Source organism: Frondihabitans sp. GW821-FHT04F02, from assembly GCF_059420045.1.
This window is the reverse complement of sequence record NZ_JBWKSZ010000001.1, coordinates 785,449-803,448: the sequence shown is the minus strand read 5'-3', so window position 1 is coordinate 803,448 and position 18,000 is coordinate 785,449. Positions and strand designations below refer to the sequence as shown.

General features: G+C 70.1%; 18 protein-coding genes and 1 tRNA gene. 12 read left to right on the top strand and 7 right to left on the bottom strand.

Annotated elements, in window-relative coordinates; all coding sequences use genetic code 11:
- Window positions 1–57 precede the first annotated feature (57 nt).
- Genes AC07TY_RS03780 through AC07TY_RS03770 form a run of 3 tightly spaced genes read right to left on the bottom strand, consistent with a single transcriptional unit; the run spans window position 58 to window position 2,791 of the window.
- Window positions 58–1,053, bottom strand: a complete 996-nt coding sequence (locus AC07TY_RS03780; RefSeq protein ID WP_123504482.1) for an FKBP-type peptidyl-prolyl cis-trans isomerase — start codon at window positions 1,051–1,053, stop codon at window positions 58–60.
- On the bottom strand, window positions 1,053–2,096 hold the full coding sequence (locus tag AC07TY_RS03775; RefSeq protein ID WP_123504483.1) for a tRNA (adenine-N1)-methyltransferase: 1,044 nt from the start codon (window positions 2,094–2,096) through the stop codon (window positions 1,053–1,055). Before AC07TY_RS03775 ends, AC07TY_RS03780 begins: the two co-directional genes overlap by 1 nt.
- Entirely contained in the window at window positions 2,093–2,791 is a 699-nt protein-coding gene (locus AC07TY_RS03770; RefSeq protein ID WP_494784370.1) for an HAD family hydrolase, read from the bottom strand. The genes AC07TY_RS03775 and AC07TY_RS03770 overlap by 4 nt, the downstream gene beginning before the upstream one ends.
- A gap of 160 nt (window positions 2,792–2,951) precedes the next feature.
- Here AC07TY_RS03770 and AC07TY_RS03765 point away from each other — a divergent pair, with 160 nt between their 5' ends.
- Window positions 2,952–3,803, top strand: a complete 852-nt coding sequence (locus AC07TY_RS03765; protein WP_494784369.1) for a proteasome assembly chaperone family protein — start codon at window positions 2,952–2,954, stop codon at window positions 3,801–3,803.
- Window positions 3,804–3,806: 3 nt separating this feature from the next.
- Here AC07TY_RS03765 and AC07TY_RS03760 read toward each other — a convergent pair whose 3' ends face one another.
- The 4 genes from AC07TY_RS03760 to AC07TY_RS03745 are packed head-to-tail and all read right to left on the bottom strand — an operon-like array spanning window position 3,807 to window position 7,827.
- Entirely contained in the window at window positions 3,807–4,379 is a 573-nt protein-coding gene (locus tag AC07TY_RS03760; protein ID WP_123504485.1) for a P-loop NTPase family protein, read from the bottom strand.
- Window positions 4,380–4,402: 23 nt separating this feature from the next.
- Window positions 4,403–5,641, bottom strand: a complete 1,239-nt coding sequence (mshC, locus tag AC07TY_RS03755; protein WP_494784368.1) for a cysteine--1-D-myo-inosityl 2-amino-2-deoxy-alpha-D-glucopyranoside ligase — start codon at window positions 5,639–5,641, stop codon at window positions 4,403–4,405.
- A complete protein-coding gene (locus AC07TY_RS03750; RefSeq protein ID WP_123504487.1) occupies window positions 5,641–6,483 on the bottom strand; it encodes an undecaprenyl-diphosphate phosphatase in 843 nt (280 codons plus the stop codon). Before AC07TY_RS03750 ends, mshC begins: the two co-directional genes overlap by 1 nt.
- Window positions 6,484–6,516: 33 nt before the next feature.
- Window positions 6,517–7,827, bottom strand: coding sequence for a M20/M25/M40 family metallo-hydrolase (locus AC07TY_RS03745; protein WP_488626206.1), 1,311 nt, complete (start codon window positions 7,825–7,827; stop codon window positions 6,517–6,519).
- A gap of 95 nt (window positions 7,828–7,922) precedes the next feature.
- On the opposite strand from AC07TY_RS03745, the gene AC07TY_RS03740 reads away from it, so the two are divergent.
- The 11 genes from AC07TY_RS03740 to AC07TY_RS03690 all read left to right on the top strand — a co-directional run bounded on the left by AC07TY_RS03740 (window position 7,923) and on the right by AC07TY_RS03690 (window position 17,954).
- Window positions 7,923–8,007 (top strand) — tRNA-Leu (locus AC07TY_RS03740).
- Window positions 8,008–8,248: 241 nt separating this feature from the next.
- Entirely contained in the window at window positions 8,249–9,226 is a 978-nt protein-coding gene (locus AC07TY_RS03735) for an aldo/keto reductase (RefSeq protein ID WP_123504489.1), read from the top strand.
- Window positions 9,227–9,313: 87 nt separating this feature from the next.
- Window positions 9,314–9,556: a hypothetical protein gene (locus AC07TY_RS03730; RefSeq protein WP_494784367.1), complete on the top strand. Its 243-nt coding sequence runs from the start codon at window positions 9,314–9,316 to the stop codon at window positions 9,554–9,556.
- Between the two features lie 107 nt (window positions 9,557–9,663).
- A complete protein-coding gene (locus AC07TY_RS03725) occupies window positions 9,664–11,001 on the top strand; it encodes an NAD(P)/FAD-dependent oxidoreductase (RefSeq protein WP_494784366.1) in 1,338 nt (445 codons plus the stop codon).
- Between the two features lie 854 nt (window positions 11,002–11,855).
- Window positions 11,856–13,418, top strand: coding sequence for a sugar transferase (locus AC07TY_RS03720; RefSeq protein ID WP_494784365.1), 1,563 nt, complete (start codon window positions 11,856–11,858; stop codon window positions 13,416–13,418).
- Entirely contained in the window at window positions 13,418–14,620 is a 1,203-nt protein-coding gene (locus AC07TY_RS03715; RefSeq protein WP_494784364.1) for a glycosyltransferase family 4 protein, read from the top strand. The genes AC07TY_RS03720 and AC07TY_RS03715 overlap by 1 nt, the downstream gene beginning before the upstream one ends.
- Window positions 14,617–15,381, top strand: coding sequence for a CDP-alcohol phosphatidyltransferase family protein (locus AC07TY_RS03710; RefSeq protein WP_494784363.1), 765 nt, complete (start codon window positions 14,617–14,619; stop codon window positions 15,379–15,381). Before AC07TY_RS03715 ends, AC07TY_RS03710 begins: the two co-directional genes overlap by 4 nt.
- Window positions 15,378–16,523: a YveK family protein gene (locus AC07TY_RS03705; protein WP_488626211.1), complete on the top strand. Its 1,146-nt coding sequence runs from the start codon at window positions 15,378–15,380 to the stop codon at window positions 16,521–16,523. The genes AC07TY_RS03710 and AC07TY_RS03705 overlap by 4 nt, the downstream gene beginning before the upstream one ends.
- Window positions 16,520–16,966: an FAD synthase family protein gene (locus tag AC07TY_RS03700; protein WP_494784362.1), complete on the top strand. Its 447-nt coding sequence runs from the start codon at window positions 16,520–16,522 to the stop codon at window positions 16,964–16,966. Before AC07TY_RS03705 ends, AC07TY_RS03700 begins: the two co-directional genes overlap by 4 nt.
- Window positions 16,967–17,052: 86 nt before the next feature.
- On the top strand, window positions 17,053–17,574 hold the full coding sequence (locus tag AC07TY_RS03695) for a hypothetical protein (protein WP_494784361.1): 522 nt from the start codon (window positions 17,053–17,055) through the stop codon (window positions 17,572–17,574).
- Window positions 17,575–17,747: 173 nt separating this feature from the next.
- Window positions 17,748–17,954: a hypothetical protein gene (locus AC07TY_RS03690; RefSeq protein WP_494784360.1), complete on the top strand. Its 207-nt coding sequence runs from the start codon at window positions 17,748–17,750 to the stop codon at window positions 17,952–17,954.
- The last annotated feature ends 46 nt before the right edge of the window (window positions 17,955–18,000 follow it).

The following is an 18,000-nucleotide window of genomic DNA, read 5'->3' as shown; positions in this document are numbered from 1 at the left end:
CCTTTGTACGAGCAAACGCCGACCAGCCTACTGGGTCTTGCCATGGCCCTCGGTCGCTCAGGACACCTTGCCGAGGAGGTCCACGACGAAGACCAGGGTCGAGTTCGCCGGGATCTCGCCGTTGGCCTTCGAGCCGTAGCCGTCGCCCGGCGGGACGACCAGCAGCACCTGGCTGCCGATGGTCTTGCCGGCGAGGCCGGTCACCCAGCCGTCGATCAGCTGACCCGAGGTGAGGCTGCCCACGAAGGCCTGGCCCTTGGTCCACGACGAGTCGAAGACCTTGCCGTTCTTGTAGAGCACGCCGGTGTACTGCATCATCACCTGGTCGCCCTCCTTGACCTTCGCGCCGGAGCCGGTGATGAGGTCCTGCGAGACGAGCTTGGTCGGCGCCGTGACGTCCTTCGGGATGGTGATCGTCGGGGCGCCGTTCTTGGCGAGCTTCACGGTCGGGAGGTCGGCCTGGGGAGCGACGGCTTTGCCGGTCGCCCTGGCGGGGAACGCCTTCAGGATGTCGGCGACGAACACGATGCTGTCGGTCGCGCCGACCCCGCTGCTCTCGATCCCCTGGCCGTTGGTCGATTCCTGCGCGGTCCCGGTGACCGCGATGCGGTCGCCCACGTGCGAGCAGACGAAGCCCTCGCTGAGCGCCGTCAGGCTGTCGGCCTTGCCGGCCATGAGGTAGGTGCCGGCCGACGTGTAGTCGGTCGAGAACGAGGCGATCTTCTTGCCGGTGTCGCCGTCGTACGAGGTGACCTGGAAGATCACGGGCTGCCCCGACTTCACCAGCGAGCCGTCGCCCTTGACGACGGTCGTCTTCTCGGTCTTCTTCGCGCTGAGGCCCTTGTCGAAGGTCACCTTCGGGGCGGAGCCGGTCTTGCCGGTCACCTTCACGGAGTCCGAGACGCTGCCCGACGCGGTGCCTCCGGAGCAGCTCGCCTGCGGATCGCTGGTCGAGCTGCACCCGGCGAGCGAGAGCGTGAGCAGGGCGCCGATGGCACCCGCGACGGCAAGCGTCTTCGTGATGGTCTGCTTCTTCATGAGGGACTGGGTCACTAGAGGGTCTCTTCCGTCTGATCCTGCGGGAGCGTGGTGGTGATGTCGGCGCCGGCGATCGCCTTGGCGGCGTCCGACTGAGCCTGCCTGGCGGTCTTGCGAAGCTTCTTCGAGGTGGCCGAGCGCTCACCGAGTGCGCCGGGCGTCCACAGCTCGACGTCCTCCTCGCTGAAGTCCGACTTCGACGCGCGTCTCTTGAGCTGCGGGAGCACGGCGCCCGGGGCGAGCCGTCGCGCCGTCATCAGGAATCCGGTGTGCGCGATCATGCGGTGGTCGGGGCGCACGGCCAGGCCCTCCACGTGCCAGCCCCGCACGAGCGTCTCGGACGAGTCGGGCTCGGTGAAGCCGCCGTAGTGGCGGAACGCCTCCGCGGTGCGCGAGAGCTGCGTCACGGTGGCGACATAGCAGACGACCAGCCCGCCGGGCTTGAGGGCGGTGGCGACGGCGTCGACGTTCTCCCACGGGGCGAGCATGTCGAGCACGACGCGGTCGGCCTCGCCCTCCCCCACGACTCCGGGCAGCTCGTCGGCGAGGTCGCCGACGGTGACCGTCCAGTTGTCGGGCTCGGCGCCCAGGAAGGAGGTGACGTTGCCGCGCGCGACGTCGGCGAACTCGTCGCGGCGCTCGAACGAGGCGAGTCGGCCGGTCGGGCCGATGGCGCGCAGCAGCGACAGCGACAGGGCTCCTGAGCCCACGCCCGCCTCGACGACTGTCGCGCCCGGGAAGATGTCCGAGAACGTCACGATCATCGCGGCGTCCTTCGGGTAGACGATCGCGGCGCCGCGGGGCATCGACATGACGAAGTCGGCCAGAAGCGGTCGCAGCGCCAGGTACTCGTCTCCGGTCGAGGCGATCAGCACCGATCCGTCCGGCTTGCCGACCACGTCGTCATGGCGGATGATCCCGCGGTGCGTGTGGAACTCGCCCCCGGGCGTGAGCGCGATGGTGTGCATGCGGGCCTTGGGCCCCGTCAGCTGCACCTTGTCGCCCCACAAGAAGGGTCCGGACTGTCGGCGCTGTGCCTGCGGCGATTCGGCGCTCATGCGGCGGCCTCGGCCTTCCTCTTCTGGCGCAGGAACTGCGCGAGGTCGTCGAGGGTCACGCCCGCGAGCGTGCTCCGGTGCTGGAACTCCCCGTCGTGCGGGAGCGGCGCGTGGTGCTCGACGCCGAGCGTCGCCGCGCCGGCCGCCACCGCCGAGGCGACGCCCGTCGGGCTGTCCTCGATGGCGACGCAGAGGTCGATGTCGACTCCGAGCCGCCCCGCCGCGAGCAGGTAGGGCTCGGGGTGCGGCTTGGCGTTCTCGACCATGTCGCCGGCGACGACGAGGTCGAACCCCTGGAACTCGATGTTCGAGGCGATCTCCTCCGCCATGCGGCGGAACGACATGGTGACGAGCGCCGTCTTGATTCCGGCGTCGCGGATCTCGCGGAGCAGCTCGCGCGCGCCGGGACGCCACGGGAGGTGGGCGCGGATGCCGACGAGCACGTCGTCCGTCATGCGGTCGATGATCTCCTGGCCGGTGAGGTCGACGCCGTGGTCCTGGAGCACCTTCGCGGAATGCCAGAGGCCCGAGCCGATCAGGGAGTCGCCGTCGGCGCGGGTCCACGACCCGCCGTGCTCGGCGACCAGGCGCACCTGCGACTGCTGCCAGTACGGCTCGGTGTCGACGAGGGTGCCATCCATGTCCCAGAGGACGGCCGAGGGCAGCAGAGCGTCGGCGGAAGTCGTTTCGGTCACGACGCCCGAGTCTAGGCCAGGCGGTCGACGGCCACCCGCCGCCGCACGCGGCGAGCGGCCGGGGAGGCTATCGTTGATGGCTAGTGCGCGGCCCGGCCGGGGTGGCGCACCGCAAAGGAGTCAGGTGTCGTCAACGTCACGTTTTGCCGGGGGTCGGCTCATGGTCGTCGCTTTCGAGGGGTGGAACGACGCGGGTGAGGCGGCGAGCAACGTCGCCCGCTCCCTCGTCGAGACCCTCGAGCTGACGAGTCTCGCCGAGCTCGACGGCGAGGCCTACATCGACTTCCAGTTCAACCGGCCCATGGCCGCGCGCGACGAAGACGGCAACTCCACGCTCGTGTGGCCGCGGATCCTGCTTCATGGCCCGGCATCGGCCGCCTCGCCCGTCGAAGGGGCCGACGACAGCCTCTTCGTGCTGCTCGGAGCCGAGCCCTCGCGCAGCTGGCGCAGCTTCGCCGCCGAGATCGTCGACCTCGTCGACGTTCACGACATCGCCGGCGTCGTCTTCCTCGGTGCCATGCTCGCCGACGTGCCGCACACCCGACCCATCTCGCTCTACGTCGGCAGCGAGAACCCCGACGTCCGCGCCGAGCTGCTGGTCGAGCGCTCCACCTACGAGGGCCCGGTCGGCATCCTGTCGGTGCTGTCGCAGTCGATCGAGGCCGCCGGCGTCCCCACCGTGTCGATCTGGGCGAGCGTGCCCCACTACGTGCACAACGCGCCCTCCCCGAAGGCGTCGCTCGCGATCCTCGAGAAGGTGGAGGAGATCACCGGCGTCGAGGTGCCTCGCGGCGACCTCGTCGAAGAGGCCGCGGCCTGGGAGAGCGGCATCGACGCGCTCGCCGCCGACGACGAGGACATGGCGAGCTACATCGAGCAGCTCGAGCAGGCGCGCGACACCGTCGACTCCCCCGAGGCGAGCGGCGAGGCCATCGCCCAGGAGTTCGAGCGGTACCTGCGCAAGCGCGACGGCAAGTCCGGCGACGACCCCTGGCGTCCGCCGGCGGCCTAGCCGTCAGCCGAGGGCGTCGGCCCGGTGCGTGCCGGCGGCGAAGACGAACTGCTCGACGTCGCGGGGAGACCGAAGGCGCACGACCTGCAGGTGCGGGTGCTCTCGCGCGGCCCGCGTGCAGTCGCGAGCGGGATCGCGGCGCGTGCGGATGGACCAGCGGATGATGTTGTCGCGGTCGGTGAAGAACGTCGACAGCGGGCCCTCGACGTTGCCGCTCCAGAGGCGCTTCCGCGTGACCCGGCGCGTGACAGTCCGCCAGACGACACGGCGCAGCACGGTGCGGAACGGCAGGTCGAGCCAGACCAGGGTGTCGGCGCGCTCCGCGAGCAGCGGGCGCACGACGTGGTACTGCCACTCGCTCACCCAGGCAGGCTCGCTCGTGAGGCGCTCGACGTCGGCCTCGAACGTCGGCAGGGCGGTCCAGTCCGGGCCGTGATAGAGCGAGTCGATCTCGGTGTAGGGCAGCTGCAGGATCCGCGACAGCCGTCGTGCCAGCGTCGACTTTCCGGCGCCGGCCACGCCGGCGATCAGGACTCGGCGGGGCGGATGCGGCAGAGCGTCGAGCGGCCCCAGCATTCGCCCAGCCGGTGTTCCGGAGCTCACGACCGCAGGTCGATGCCGAGCAGCGAGTCGACGGCATCGACGTCGACAGAGGTCGGCACAGCGCCCGAGCGGGCTGCGGCCTCGACCGCGGCGATCGCGGACGGGGTGTCGAGGTCGTCCGACAGGGCCGCACGCAGTGCGGTCAGGAGCTCGGTGGCCTCGTCGCCGGGAACCGCCGTGGCCGCCCACTCCGACCAGTGCGTGATGCGCGCGATGGCGGCGAACACGTCGTCGTCGAACCACTCCCAGTCGCTGCGGTAGTGGTGCGACAGCAGCGCGAGGCGGATGGCGCGCGGATCGACGCCCTCGGTGACCAGCTCCGACACCTTGACCAGGTTGCCGAGCGACTTCGACATCTTCTCGCCCTGGTAGGCGACCATGCCGGTGTGCGAGTAGTGCGACGCGAACGTGTCGCCGGTGAGCGCCGTGCCGTGGCCGGCGCTCATCTCGTGGTGCGGGAAGATCAGGTCGCTGCCGCCGCCGTTGACCGAGATCGGCAGGCCCAGGTGGTCGTGAGCGATGACGGAGCACTCGATGTGCCAGCCCGGTCGACCGTCGCCCACGGCGCTCGGCCACGACGGCTCTCCGTCGCGCGCGGAACGCCAGAGCAGGGGGTCGAGCACGTTGCGCTTGCCGGGTCGGTCGGGGTCTCCCCCGCGCTCGGTGAAGTACTGGAGCATCGTGTCGGCGTCGAGGCGGCTCTCGATGCCGAGGTGCCACGAGGTGTCGGCCGCCGCTCGGTCGACGTCGAAGTAGAGGTCGTCGCCGGCCTCCGAGTCGGCGGTGTCGACCGGGTACGCGAAGCCCGTCGCCAGAAGCTGCGCGGCGGCGTCTCCGATGGCCTCGACGACGTCGGTCACGGCGATGTAGTGGTCGGGCGGGATCACGCGGAGGTGCTCCATGTCGGAGCGGAAGAGGTCGGTCTGCGAGTCGGCCAGCTCGCGCCAGTCGACGCCGGTGTCGTTCGCCCGCTCGAGCAGCGGGTCGTCGACGTCGGTGGTGTTCTGCGCGTAGGCGACCTCGATGCCGGCGTCGCGCCAGACGCGGCCGAGCGTGTCGAACGCGAGGTACGTCGACGCGTGGCCGAGGTGGGTCGCGTCGTAGGGGGTGATGCCGCAGACGTACAGGCGGCCGCCGTCGGTGGGGTGCGCGCCGCCGGTGGCGGTGTCGTAGAGGGTGGGCGGCGTTCCTGCGCCCGGAAGCCCGGGAAGCACCGGGAAGCTCCAGGAGCGCATCAGCCGATGACTCCGATGCCGAGGAGCGCGAACAGCACGACGCCGAGCACGATGCGGTAGACGACGAACGGCAGGAAGCTGCGCTTGGAGATGTAGTTCATGAAGAACGCGATGACCACGAAGCCGACGACGAACGAGACGACCGTCGCGGCCAGCGTGTCGCCCCACGAGTACGGGTTGGGCGCGTGATCGTGGAACGACTGGTAGACCTCGAACAGCCCCGAGCCGAAGACGGCCGGGATCGCCAGCAGGAACGAGAACCGGGCGGCGGCGGGCCGCGAGTACCCGAGTGCCAGACCCGCCGACGTGGTCGCTCCGGAGCGCGAGACGCCGGGAACGAGCGCGAGCACCTGGGCGATGCCGATGGCGATGCCGTGGCCCCACTTCATCTCTTCGAACCGGGCCGTCTTCTTGCCGAGGATGTCGGCGGCCGCGAGGACGAGGCCGAACACGATCAGCACCGTCGCGAGGAGCCAGAGCGAGCGGAACTCGTTCGCGATGAACTTCTGCGTCAGCACGCCGACGACGACGATCGGGAAGGTGCCGATGATCACGAGCCAGCCCATGCGGACGTCGGGGTCGCCGCGGTCGACCCGGCCGAACAGCGACCGGAACCACTTGCCGACGATCCGCGTGACGTCCTTCCAGAAGTAGATGAGGACGGCGAGCTCGGTGCCGAGCTGGATGATCGCGGTGAAGGCGGCGCCCGGGTCGAACTCCTTGCCGGCGGCGTGCGGGAAGAAGAGCGCGACGAGGCGGATGTGACCGCTCGACGAGATCGGGAGGAACTCGGTGAGGCCCTGGACGAGGCCGAGCAGGAGCGCCTGAAGGAAGTGTTCCACGTGCTGGGAAAGCCTCTCGGTACTAGGTGAGGATCAGTAGGTGGCGAGGAGGTCGCGGAGCACCCGACTGCCAAAGGTTAGCGCCTCGAGCGGCACCCTCTCGTCGACGCCGTGGAACATCGCCGGGAAGTCCATCTCTTCCGGGAGGCGCAGCGGCGCGAAGCCGTAGCCCTTGATGCCGAGCAGGCTGAGCGCCTTGTTGTCGGTGCCTCCCGAGAGGAGGTAGGGCAGCACGGGCGCACCCGGGTCGTGCCTGTCGAGGGTCGATTTGATCGACTCGACGAGCGGCCCGCCGAACTCGGTCTCGAGGCCGATGTCGGTGTGGATCGTCTCGATCTCGATGTCGTCGCCGATCAGCTCGCGCACCTGGGCGAGCACCTTCTGCTCGTCACCCGGCATGCAGCGGATGTCGACGAGCGCCTCGGCGGTGTCGGGGATCACGTTGTGCTTGTAGCCGGCCTGCAGCACGGTCGGGTTCGTCGTGACGCGCAGGCTTCCCTTGATGAAGCCGGACGCCGTGCCGGTCTTCAGCACCAGCTCGTCGGGGGCGATCTGCTCGGGGTCGACGCCCAGGATGCGCGAGACCTCGCGGAGCAGGCCCGTCGTCGTGTCGGTCAGCTCGACCGGCCACTCCTGGCGGCCGAGAACCGTCACGGCCTCGGCGAGGCGGGTGACGGCGTTGTCTCTGATCATCTGCGACCCGTGGCCGGCCGTGCCGCGCGCGATGAGCTTGATCCAGATCAGGGCCTTCTCGCCGGTCTGAAGCAGGTAGGCGCGCTTGCCGTCGATGAACGTCGAGTACCCCCCGACCTCGCTGATCGCCTCGCCCATGCCGTCGAACAGCTCGGGGTGGTTCTTCACCAGGAAGTGCGACCCGAGCACTCCCCCGGCCTCCTCGTCGGCCAGGAAGCCGAGCACGAGGTTGCGCTCCGGCTGCTGGCCCGAGCGCAGCAGGTCGCCGACGCTGGTGAGCATCATCGCGTCCATGTTCTTCATGTCGACGGCGCCGCGCCCCCAGAGCATGCCGTCTCTCACCTCGCCGCCGAACGGGTCGACAGACCAGTTCGCAGGATCCGCGGGCACCACGTCGAGGTGACCGTGCACGACGAGCCCCGGCTTCGTCTGGTCACGCCCCGGCACCTTCGCCAGCACGCTGTGGCGGCCGGGCTCCGACTCGAACATCAGCGGGGTGAGGCCGAGCTCCTCGAGCTTGGCGGCGACGTACTCGGCCGCGTCGGTCTCGCCGTTGGAGCGGCCGCCGCCGTAGTTGGTGGTGTCGAAGCGGATGAGGTCGCGCGCGATGGCGGCGGTCTCGTCGAGGTCGGTCTGCTCGTGCGAGGTCATGCGTCCACGGTACCGGGCGGAGGGTGTCAGGCTGGCCCTCGAACTCGTGCTAATGTCTTCGAGGCGGTTAGGCCGCAGCAGTGAGACACACACTCGTCCGGGTGGCGGAAATGGCAGACGCGCTAGCTTGAGGTGCTAGTGCCCGTATAGGGCGTGGGGGTTCAAGTCCCCCCTCGGACACGAACGAATAGAAGGCCTCTGCCCCGAAGGGCAGGGGCCTTTTTCGTTCGTCGTGCCTGCTTGTCGCGCTTCGCGCGACGTCGCTCCGCTGGGGCCCTCCGGGCGGGCCTTCGGGGGTGGGTGTCGCCGGGCGTCGCTGCGCTCCGCCCGAGCTTCTGGGCCGCGGGTCGGCGGGCACTCGGGAGGGGGAGAGCCGCGAGTAGAGTCGGTCGTGAACGACACCCGTCTCGAAAGGCTTCTCATGGAATACGTCCGTCTCGGCTCCTCCGGACTGCAGGTCTCCGCGGTCACCCTCGGCATGATGAGCTACGGCGACCCGGCTCGCGGCGGGCACGAGTGGAGCCTGCCCGAGGAGGAGAGCCGCCCCTTCATCCAGCAGGCGCTCGAAGCCGGCATCACGACCTTCGACACCGCCAACGTCTACAGCGACGGCTCGAGCGAGGAGATCACGGGCCGCGCGCTCGCCGACTTCGCCGCTCGCGACGAGGTCGTCATCGCGACCAAGCTGAACGGCCGCATGCGCAAGGGCCCGAACGGCGCCGGCCTCTCGCGCCTCGCCGTCATGACCGAGGTCGACAACTCTCTGCGCCGCCTCGGCACCGACTACATCGACCTCTACCAGATCCACCGCTTCGACCCCGAGACGCCGGTCGAGGAGACCATGGAGGCGCTCCACGACGTCGTCAAGGCGGGCAAGGTCCGCTATCTCGGCGCGTCGTCGATGTGGGCGTGGCAGTTCGCGCAGATGCAGTACACCGCCGACCTCGGCGGCTGGACGCGTTTCGTCTCGATGCAGGACCAGTACAACCTGATCCAGCGCGAGGAGGAGCGCGAGATGCACCCGTTCTGCCTCGATCAGGGCGTGGGCGTGCTGCCCTGGAGCCCGCTCGCGCGCGGCAGGCTGACGCGCGACTGGGACGCCACGACGGCCCGCAGCGAGACCGACCTCTTCGGCCAGACCCTCTACCGCCAGCGCGAGGACGGCGACCGGGCCATCGCCGACGCCGTCGCCGCGGTCGCCGAGGCGCGGGGGATCTCGCGGGCGCAGGTCGCCCTCGCCTGGGTGCGCCAGCAGGACGCCGTGTCGTCGCCGATCTTCGGCGCCACGAAGCCCGAGCACCTCGCCGACGCGGTCGCCTCCGTCGACGTGTGGCTGACCGACGACGAGCTCGACCAGCTCGAGGCCCCCTACGTCACGCGCGACCCGGAGGGCTTCTAGGCGAGGGGTGCCATCGCAGCCACGCGAGGAGCATGATGGGGCCACGGTGAGCGGCGACGGCGCCCTCCCCCGACGAACGGAATCACGATGAGCGACGAACGACACGACGATCAGGCCGCCGAGGAGCACGAGGCGGCCGCGGAGGCCCCGCTGAACGGCGGTTCGCACTCCGAGGCGGGCTCGTACACGTCGACCAAGGAAGGCGGCGTCGACTACGACGGCGCGTTCACCGACAGCGACATCCCGGCCGAGGGCGTGAAGCCCGGCGAGACCGAGGTCGACAAGGCCGGCTTCGAGGGAAGCTACACCGAGAGCGACGGCGTCGAGTAGACCGGATCGGTCGAGCGCGGACGGAAGGCGGGCACCCCGAGTTCCTGCGGGGTGATTTTCTGTCGCGCGTGGCGAACGACTGCCCGACCGGGAGTAGCGTCGGTGTCATGACAACACGAATCGTTATTCTGGGTGGTGGTTCGGCGGGTCTCCAGACCGCTCTGACTCTGCAGAAGAAACGCCCCCCGCAGAGCGCGAGCATCACGGTCATCGACCCGAGCCCGTACATGACCTACCAGCCGTTCCTCCCGGAGGTCGTCGGCGGGCACATCGACCCGAGAGACGTGACGGTTCCGCTGCGAAAAACGCTGCGCCGCTCCAAGTTCGTCCAGGGCGCCATGTCGGCGATCGACACCGACGCGAAGACGGTCACCGTCGATCTCGCCGACGGTCGCACGACCGAGGTCGGCTACGACCACCTCGTCGTCGCGATGGGCGCCGTGACCCGCACCTTCCCGACCCCCGGCCTCGCCGAGAACGCCGTCGGCTTCAAGAGCGTCGAAGAGGCGTCGTACGTGCGAGCCCGGGTGCTCGGCAACATCGAGAAGGCGGCGGCATCGACCGACCCCGCCGAGCGCGCCAAGCTGCTCACCGTCGTCTTCGTCGGCGGCGGCTACACCGGCGTCGAGGCGATGGGCGAGCTGCTCGACACCGCCAACGCGGCCGTCGACGGCTATCCCGTGCTCTCGCGCCACGAGCTGCGCTTCGTTCTGGTCGAGGCTCTCGACCGCGTCGCCCCCGAGGTCGGCCCCGAGCTGTCGAAATGGACCCTCGGCGCTCTCCGTGCCCGCGGCATCGACATCCGCCTCCAGACGACCATGCCGTCGTGCGAGAACGGCGACTGCGTGCTGAGCGACGGCGAGACCGTCCCCGCCGGCACGATCGTCTGGACCGCTGGCGTCAAGCCGAACCCCGTCCTCGACAAGACCAGCCTGCCGCGCGGCCCGAAGGGCCACGTGAACGCGAACGCGAAGCTCGAGGTCGTGACGGACGACGGCAAGCGCATCGACGGCGTCTGGGCGCTCGGCGACAACGCGCAGGTCCCCGACCTGACGGCCGCCAAGCAGCCGGCCTACTACCCGCCGAACGCGCAGAACGCCGTCCGGCAGGCAGTCACGGTCGCTGACAACATCCTGGCGTCGATGGCCGGCGAGCCTCTCGCCGAGTACCGACACGAGTCGGTCGGCACGGTCGCCAGCTACGGCATCGGCAAGGGCGCGGCCCTGATCCAGGGCGTGCACCTCAAGAACCTGCTCGCGTGGCTCGCCCACCGCGGCTATCACCTGCTGGCCATGCCCACCCTCACCCGCAAGTGGCGCATCCTCACCGGGTGGGTGACCGAGATCGTCGGCGGTCGCGACGAGACGACCCTCGAGAACCTAGACGACCCGCGTGCGAACTTCGTCGCGCTTGCCGCTCCGGCCTCGAAGGGCGCCAAGAAGTAGCGCAGACCCACCCTGAGAGCGAGGCCTTCCGAGGCCTCGCTCTCGTGCGTTAACCGGCGAGCAGGGTTGCCGGCGGGTGAATGCGGCGTAAACGACCTCGGAGGCAGAGTTCACCCGTTTGAGCCTGGGCAGCACTTCCGGGGTACAAACGGTGCGGTCATTCGGGGGGACCATGATTCGGGCTCTCCGCGAGCCGAACGACAACTGTTGTCGATTGCGCAGCCTTCCATCGGTAGGCGAATGCGGTCGATCCCCATGTATCCGGGCGACTCGCCGTCGCCTCCTTGCGAGCGGATAGACTATCCGATTGTCTCGGAGGACCACGTCGGCCTACCCGGACGACGCATTTCGGCTGCATCACCCGTTCGAGGGCCGGGATCACCCGTTGTCATCCCCCCGCCCGGGGGGCGCATGGTCCCCCGAAATGGGGGCATGTGGCCCCCGAGGTGAATGGCCTAGTTTCGATTCATACCCGCTGAAAGGCGGAGGGAGGAAACGGCCGGAAACCAGCCGCTCCCCGTCACCCGAACAACCCGAATGCACCACGCGCTTTACCCGAAGCGTCACCCGATCACCCGCAGCACCCGACACCTTCCCGATCGTCGACTCGCACCGAGCCTCGAGATCCGCCGTACCCGACGGCCCTCAGAGGATCAGAACCGCAGGTCGACACCCGGACGCACGACCGAATCCCGATCTTCCGGTCGTTCGTCCGACCCGGCTCCGACTCGTTCCCGAATAGCGGACTGGAGCCTCTGCGCCGCCTACCCGAACCCCCCTGGATCCATGCTTACCCTGCTCATTCTGCGTACGCTTCCGCGTACCCGCTTCCGCCCCGAATCGGAAGCGGCATCGTGACCGGCATCGGCCGCGACCTCGGAGAGAAATCCCGACTCGCGTTCCCCTCGCCGGTGAAATCCGCGGCCGCAGCCTGGTCGGATCTGGGCGAGCGGGTGGGCGGCGCATCCATCGGAACCGGCTGGGCCGTGCGCTACCGTCGCCGGCTGGTCGCCTTCGACGCCATCGTCATCGCGCTCAGCGTGGTCGTCGCCTCGTTCGTCGAGGCCCTCCGCGAGGGGTTCGGCGAGACGCTGGCCTCGCTGTCGACGACCGACATCAGGACCCTCCTCATCACGATCGGCTACCCGGTCGGCATCGGGCTCCTCTGGGCACTGTGCCTGTCCTTCCAGCGCACCCGCGACCTCTCCGTCGTCGGCACCGGCGCGGACGAGTACAAGCGCGTGCTCAACGCGACGATCCTCACCTTCGTCATCATCGCCCTGATCATCTCGATCACCGGCCACGAGTCGATGCGCTCCTACTTCTTCGTCGCCCTCCCCGGCGGCTCGCTCGGCCTCATCGCCTCCCGCTTCCTCCTGCGTCGCTGGCTGATCCGCCAGCGCACCCTCGGCAACTACCTGTCGCGGGCCATCGTCGTCGGCAGCCGCGCCGACGTCACGTACGTCATCGACCGCATCGACGAAAAGCCGGGCGCCCTCTACGACGTCGTCGGCGCCGTGGTCGAAGACGGCGACGACAGCGGCAGCATCGCCGTCGGATCCCATGTCGTACCGATCGTGGCCGGCCTGGACGACGTGTCCCGCGCCGTCTGGCGCATGAACGTCGAGAGCGTGATCGTCGCCGGCGACCCGCGCCACGGCACCGACTACGTCCGCGACCTCGGCTGGAGCCTCGAAGGCCGCGCGACCGAGCTCGTCATCGCCTCGCGCCTCGCCAACATCGCTGGCCCCCGCATCCACTTCCGCCCGGTCGAGGGACTCCCCCTCATGCACGTCGAGCTGCCGCAGTTCGACGGCCCGAAGCACGTGATGAAGCGCGCCACCGACGTGACCCTCGCGGGTCTCGCCCTGCTCGTGCTCCTGCCCCTGATGGCCGTCGTCGCCGGCTTCATCCGCCTGGGCGACGGTGGGCCGGTGTTCTTCCGGCAGGAGCGCGTCGGGCGCGACGGCGAGCGGTTCACGATGCTCAAGTTCCGCACGATGACCGTCGACGCCGAGGACCGCCTGGCCGAGATCGCGAGCCTGTCCGAGGGCAACGGCGTGCTGTTCAAGATGCGCGTCGACCCGCGGGTCACCCGCGTCGGCCGCGTGCTGCGCAAGTACTCGCTCGACGAGATCCCGCAGTTGATCAACATCCTCGGCGGCTCGATGAGCCTCGTGGGGCCGCGTCCGCCGCTGCCCCTCGAGGTCGAGGGCTACGCCGAGCACGTCCACCGCCGTCTCTACATCAAGCCCGGCCTGACAGGCATGTGGCAGGTGGGCGGCCGCTCCGACCTCAGCTGGGAGGAGAGCGTCCGTCTCGACCTCTACTACGTCGAGAACTGGTCGCTGACCGTCGACTTCGTGCTCATGTGGCGCACCGTGAAAGTGATCCTCCGCCCTGAGGGGGCCTACTGATGACCGATATCGAGCAGGAACTCGCAGGCCTCGACGCCCCCGGCGTCCGTCGCGGCGCCCGCCGCGGCCGCATCCTCGTCGTACACTCGTCCGACGAGATGTACGGGTCCGACCGCATCGTCCTCGAGGTCGTCGCCGAGCTCGTCGCGTCCGACTCCAACGACGTCACCGTCTGGCTGCCGACCGACGTCGAGCCCGGGCCCCTCGGCCCGATGCTCCGCGACCTCGGGGCTCGGGTGGAACGCCACCCGCTGCCGATCCTCCGTCGTCTGAAGATCACTCCCGGCGGATTCCTCCGTCTCGCCAGGGACGCCGTCCGAACGCTCGCCCGTCTCTCGGGCCGTCGTTTCGACCTCGTCTACCTGGCCACCAGCGCTTGCCTGCCCGTCGCTCCCCTTGCTCGCCTCACCGGCGTCCGCAAGGTCGTCGGGCACCTCCAAGAACCATGGGGACCGAAGGACCGGGTAGGTCTTCGTCCCCTGGCAGGCGCGTGCACGGCACTTGTGGCCGTCTCGCGCTCTGTCCTCGGCGCGTCGGGTCTCGCCGAGGACCCGCGGGCGGTGGTGGTGCACAACGGTGTACCCCATCGTTCGCGCGAACTTCCCGCGGCTCCGCCGGAGCACCGCAGGCCGCACTACGTGATCGCCAGCCGCTGGAACCCGCACAAGGGCCACGGCACGCTGCTGCGCGCATGGGAGAAGGCTGGCTGCCCGGGTGAGCTCGTCGTGCTCGGCGCAGTTCCTGCCGTCGGAATCGGCGTGGATGTGAAGGCCCTCGTGGCCCAGCACGTGTCGCGCCCCGAGACCGTCGTCGTCGTCGGCGAGGTCGCCGACGCGACGCCGTACCTGCAGGCCGCCGACGCCGTCGTCCTGCCCACCGACACGCTCGAGGGCTTCGGCCTCGTGACGGTCGAGGCGTTCAGCGAGGGCCGCGCCGTCATCGCCAGCCGCTCCGGAGGGCCCGAGGAGGTCATCGACGACGGAGTGACCGGCTGGCTGTTCGACTGCACGGACGTCGACGCCCTGGCCGAGCTGTTCTCGACGCTCGACGTCGCGACGCTCCGCGCTGCCGGGCAGCGTGCTCAGGAGGTCTACGCCGCCGAGTACACGCCGGAGCACATGCGCGCCCGGATCGCAGCCGTCGTCGACGGCGAGCTGCACCGCGTCGCCCGCGGCACCGCACCCCTGGCGGTGGCCTCGTGACCACCACGCTGAACCGCGAGACCTACGGCGAGTCGCTCGCCCGCCTCGCAAGCGCCCAGAAGGGCTCCAGCGGCGCCCCGGCGTACTCGCGCTTCGTCAACCGCCGTATCGGACGATTCCTCGCCGCAGCCGCGTACCAGCTGCGCATGACGCCGAACCAGGTGACGATGGTGAGCGCGCTGTTCACGTTCGCGGGCATCGCCGTCATCGCGTTCGTGCCGACGTCGATCGCCTCGGCCGTGTCGGTCATGCTGCTGCTCGTCATCGGCTACGCGCTCGATTCGGCCGACGGCCAGCTGGCACGCCTGCGCGGCGGCGGAAGCCCCGCCGGCGAATGGCTCGACCACGTGATCGACGCCACCAAGATCGGCGTGCTCCACCTGGCCGTGCTCGCGAGCTTCCTGCGCGAGCCCTCGGGCCGGTCCGGCGTGCTCTGGGTGCCGCTCGCGTACTCGGCCGTCGCGTCGGTCGCGTTCTTCGCGATCATCCTCACCGACATGCTCCGCCGCGCCCAGCACATCCGCACGGGCGTCCCGACCCGCGGCTCGCGGAACACGTCGACGCTGTACTCGCTCGCCGTCGTCCCGACCGACTACGGCCTGATGTGCCTCTCGTTCGTCCTCCTCGCCTGGCCGCTCGGCTTCACGATCGTCTACATCGCGTTCTTCGCCGCCAACACGCTCTACCTGCTCCTCGCGCTGCCCAAGTGGTTCCGTGAGCTCAAGGGCCTCGGCTCTCTGCCCGACCGGGAGGTCTCATGAACATCCGCGCTGGATTCTTCGACCTGACCGCTCAGCTCCGTCGCGCCTGGATCGCTGTCGCCGGCATGGCGGTCGTGGGCCTCGTGGCGGGCGTCGCCGTCGAGCAGACCATCGCCGGCAACGTTCCCGGCGGCATTCCGAAGGTCGCCTCGCTCGGCGTGCTCCTCGGTCTCACCCTGATCGGGTTCGCCCTCGGACTCGCGGTCGGCTTCGTGCTGGTCCGCCTCCAGCCCCGTGTCACGACGGCCGACGACGTCCGTCGTGTCACGGGCCTTCCCGTCCTCGCGCAGCTGCCCGCCGGCGTCATCGACGCCGACGACCTCGAGGTCCGAGCGGCGTCGCGGCGCATGCGCTCCGCCCTGCGCGAGGCCGTCATGAACACCCGGTCGCTGGCCGGCGGCGAGCTCCCGGCGCGCCTCGTCCTGGCTCGCACCGAAGACGCCGACGAGTCGGCCGGAGTCGACGGCGGACTCGCCCGCGCCCTGGTCGAGAGCGGATTCGTGTCGGCGGTCGTCCGCACCGATCTCGAGACGCAGCTGCTCGCTCGCCCCTCCACCGTCGATGACTCGGCCCTCGAGGACCCGGCCCGTGCCGACGCCTCCGGCTACCAGCGCGTCTCGGTGCCCGATCGCGTCGCCTCGGCTCGCCCCGAGCGTCGCCTCGTCGAGGCCGAGAGCTTCCTCACGACCCTGAGCGAGCGCTACGACGCCGTCGTGGCCCTGGCCGGAAGCAACACGATGCCGGTGCCGCTGCGGGGTCTCGCCCCCGTCGCCGATGCCGTCGTGGTCGTCGTCCGCTCCAACCGCACCACCGTCGAAGACCTCCTCGCGCTCCATGGCGAGCTGCTCGGCCTCGGCGTCGAGCCCCTCGGCGTGCTCATGACCGGAGTCGCCGGCCGCCACCGCTCGGCGCTCCGCCGCGAGTGGGTGCCGTCGGACTTCCGCCTGGGCCGACCCGCGCAGCCGTCGCCCGAGCCGATCTCGGTCGTGGCGCCGTTCGCCGCCTCCGGAGCCGTCTCCGCGGCTGCGGACTCGGCCGACGACTTCCTGCCGTCGCGCTCCGGCTTCTCGATCGCCGACCTCGCCGCGCGTGCCGAAGAGGCCGCGCAGACCTCCACCCCGTCCGGAAGGGACTCCCAGTGACCGACGCACCCCGGGTCGGCTACGCAGCCGGCGCCTACGACCTCTTCCACATCGGGCACCTGAACCTGCTGCGCCACGCCAAGTCGCAGTGCGACGTCCTGATCGCCGGCGTCGTCGCCGACGAGATGCTCGAGCTCACGAAGGGCATCTCGCCGATGGTGCCGCTCGCCGAGCGCCTCGAGATCGTCAGCCACATCGACTTCGTCGACCACGCCTACGCCGAGACCGTCCCCGACAAGATGGACGTCTGGCGCGAACTGCAGTTCGACGTCTTCTTCAAGGGCGACGACTGGCGCGGCACCGAGAAGGGCCTGAAGCTCGAGCGCGAGTTCGCCGACGTGGGCGTCGAGGTCGTCTACTTCCCGTACACGATGTCGACGTCGTCGACGATCCTGCGGCGGGCCGTGTCGGCCCTCGACGAGGATTCGGCGGCGGTGCGCTAGTTCCTGCGCCCGGGGGCTGTGAGTAGTCGCTCCCGGCCTGTGGAGAGCGCCGGTAGGAACTGCTGCGCGTGCCCCACCATCGTCGGATGAACACGACGACATCGCACTCCGCCCTGCCCGCCCTGCCCGCCGCCGTCTGCGCGTGCGAGGCCTCCCCGCCCCACTACCTCGACTCGCAGCAGAGCCTCGCCACCCGCGACGCGCTCGACGTGCGGGTGAGGCAGCTGATCCCCTGCGCGCTCGTGGCGCAGATCTGGCTGCTGCTGTTCGACGCCGACGACGTGCAGATGCCGCTGATGATGCCCATCGGCGAGCTGCCCCACCGGCCCGAGCACGGCTTCCACGGAGCGCTGGCGCTGCTGCACGAGGAGTACGGCGCGGCGTCGTTCGTGTTCGTGCACGAGCGGCCCGGGCCCAGCGTGCTGTCCGTCGACGACGCGGCGTGGCTGCGGGCGCTGCTCGAGGTGCCCGCCGACGCCGGGTACCGGGTGCGGGCGGCGTACGTGGCGCACGACGAGGGGGTCGGCGGATTCGTCGACCGCGGCGCCGTCGGGGTGGGGCGGGCCGTGCCGGCCGTGCGGCCGGGGTGCGGGGCGTGTCGAAAGTAGGCGTGCTGGCGAGGATGTCTGACGTGGACGTCCTTGAGGCGCATCCACGATGCGCGGGTGCTCCTCGAGGGGCCTGCACGACGCGGCCGTTCTCCTCGTGAACGTGCCGCCTGTCCTTGCGAGCGTGCACGCCTCCGCATCGTGCCGCCGGGCGGGGCGAGTAAAGTCGCCTCATGCTCGATGAGACCGGCCCCGACACCTGGCTGGTCCGCGCGCGCGACGATGCTCAGCCCGAAGCGCTCGTCGAGTCCTTCGCGCGGGGCTACAAGCTGACGAGCTGGTCGCTCGTCGAAGACGAGCGGGTCGCGCTCGGCGTCTACACGTCGGCCGCGCACGCCGAGACCGCGTGGTGGCGCCACCGCGACGGCCTCGACGACTGACGCCGGCGCAGTCGGCACGGCCCGTCGGTCGCGGGGCGACTGCGCG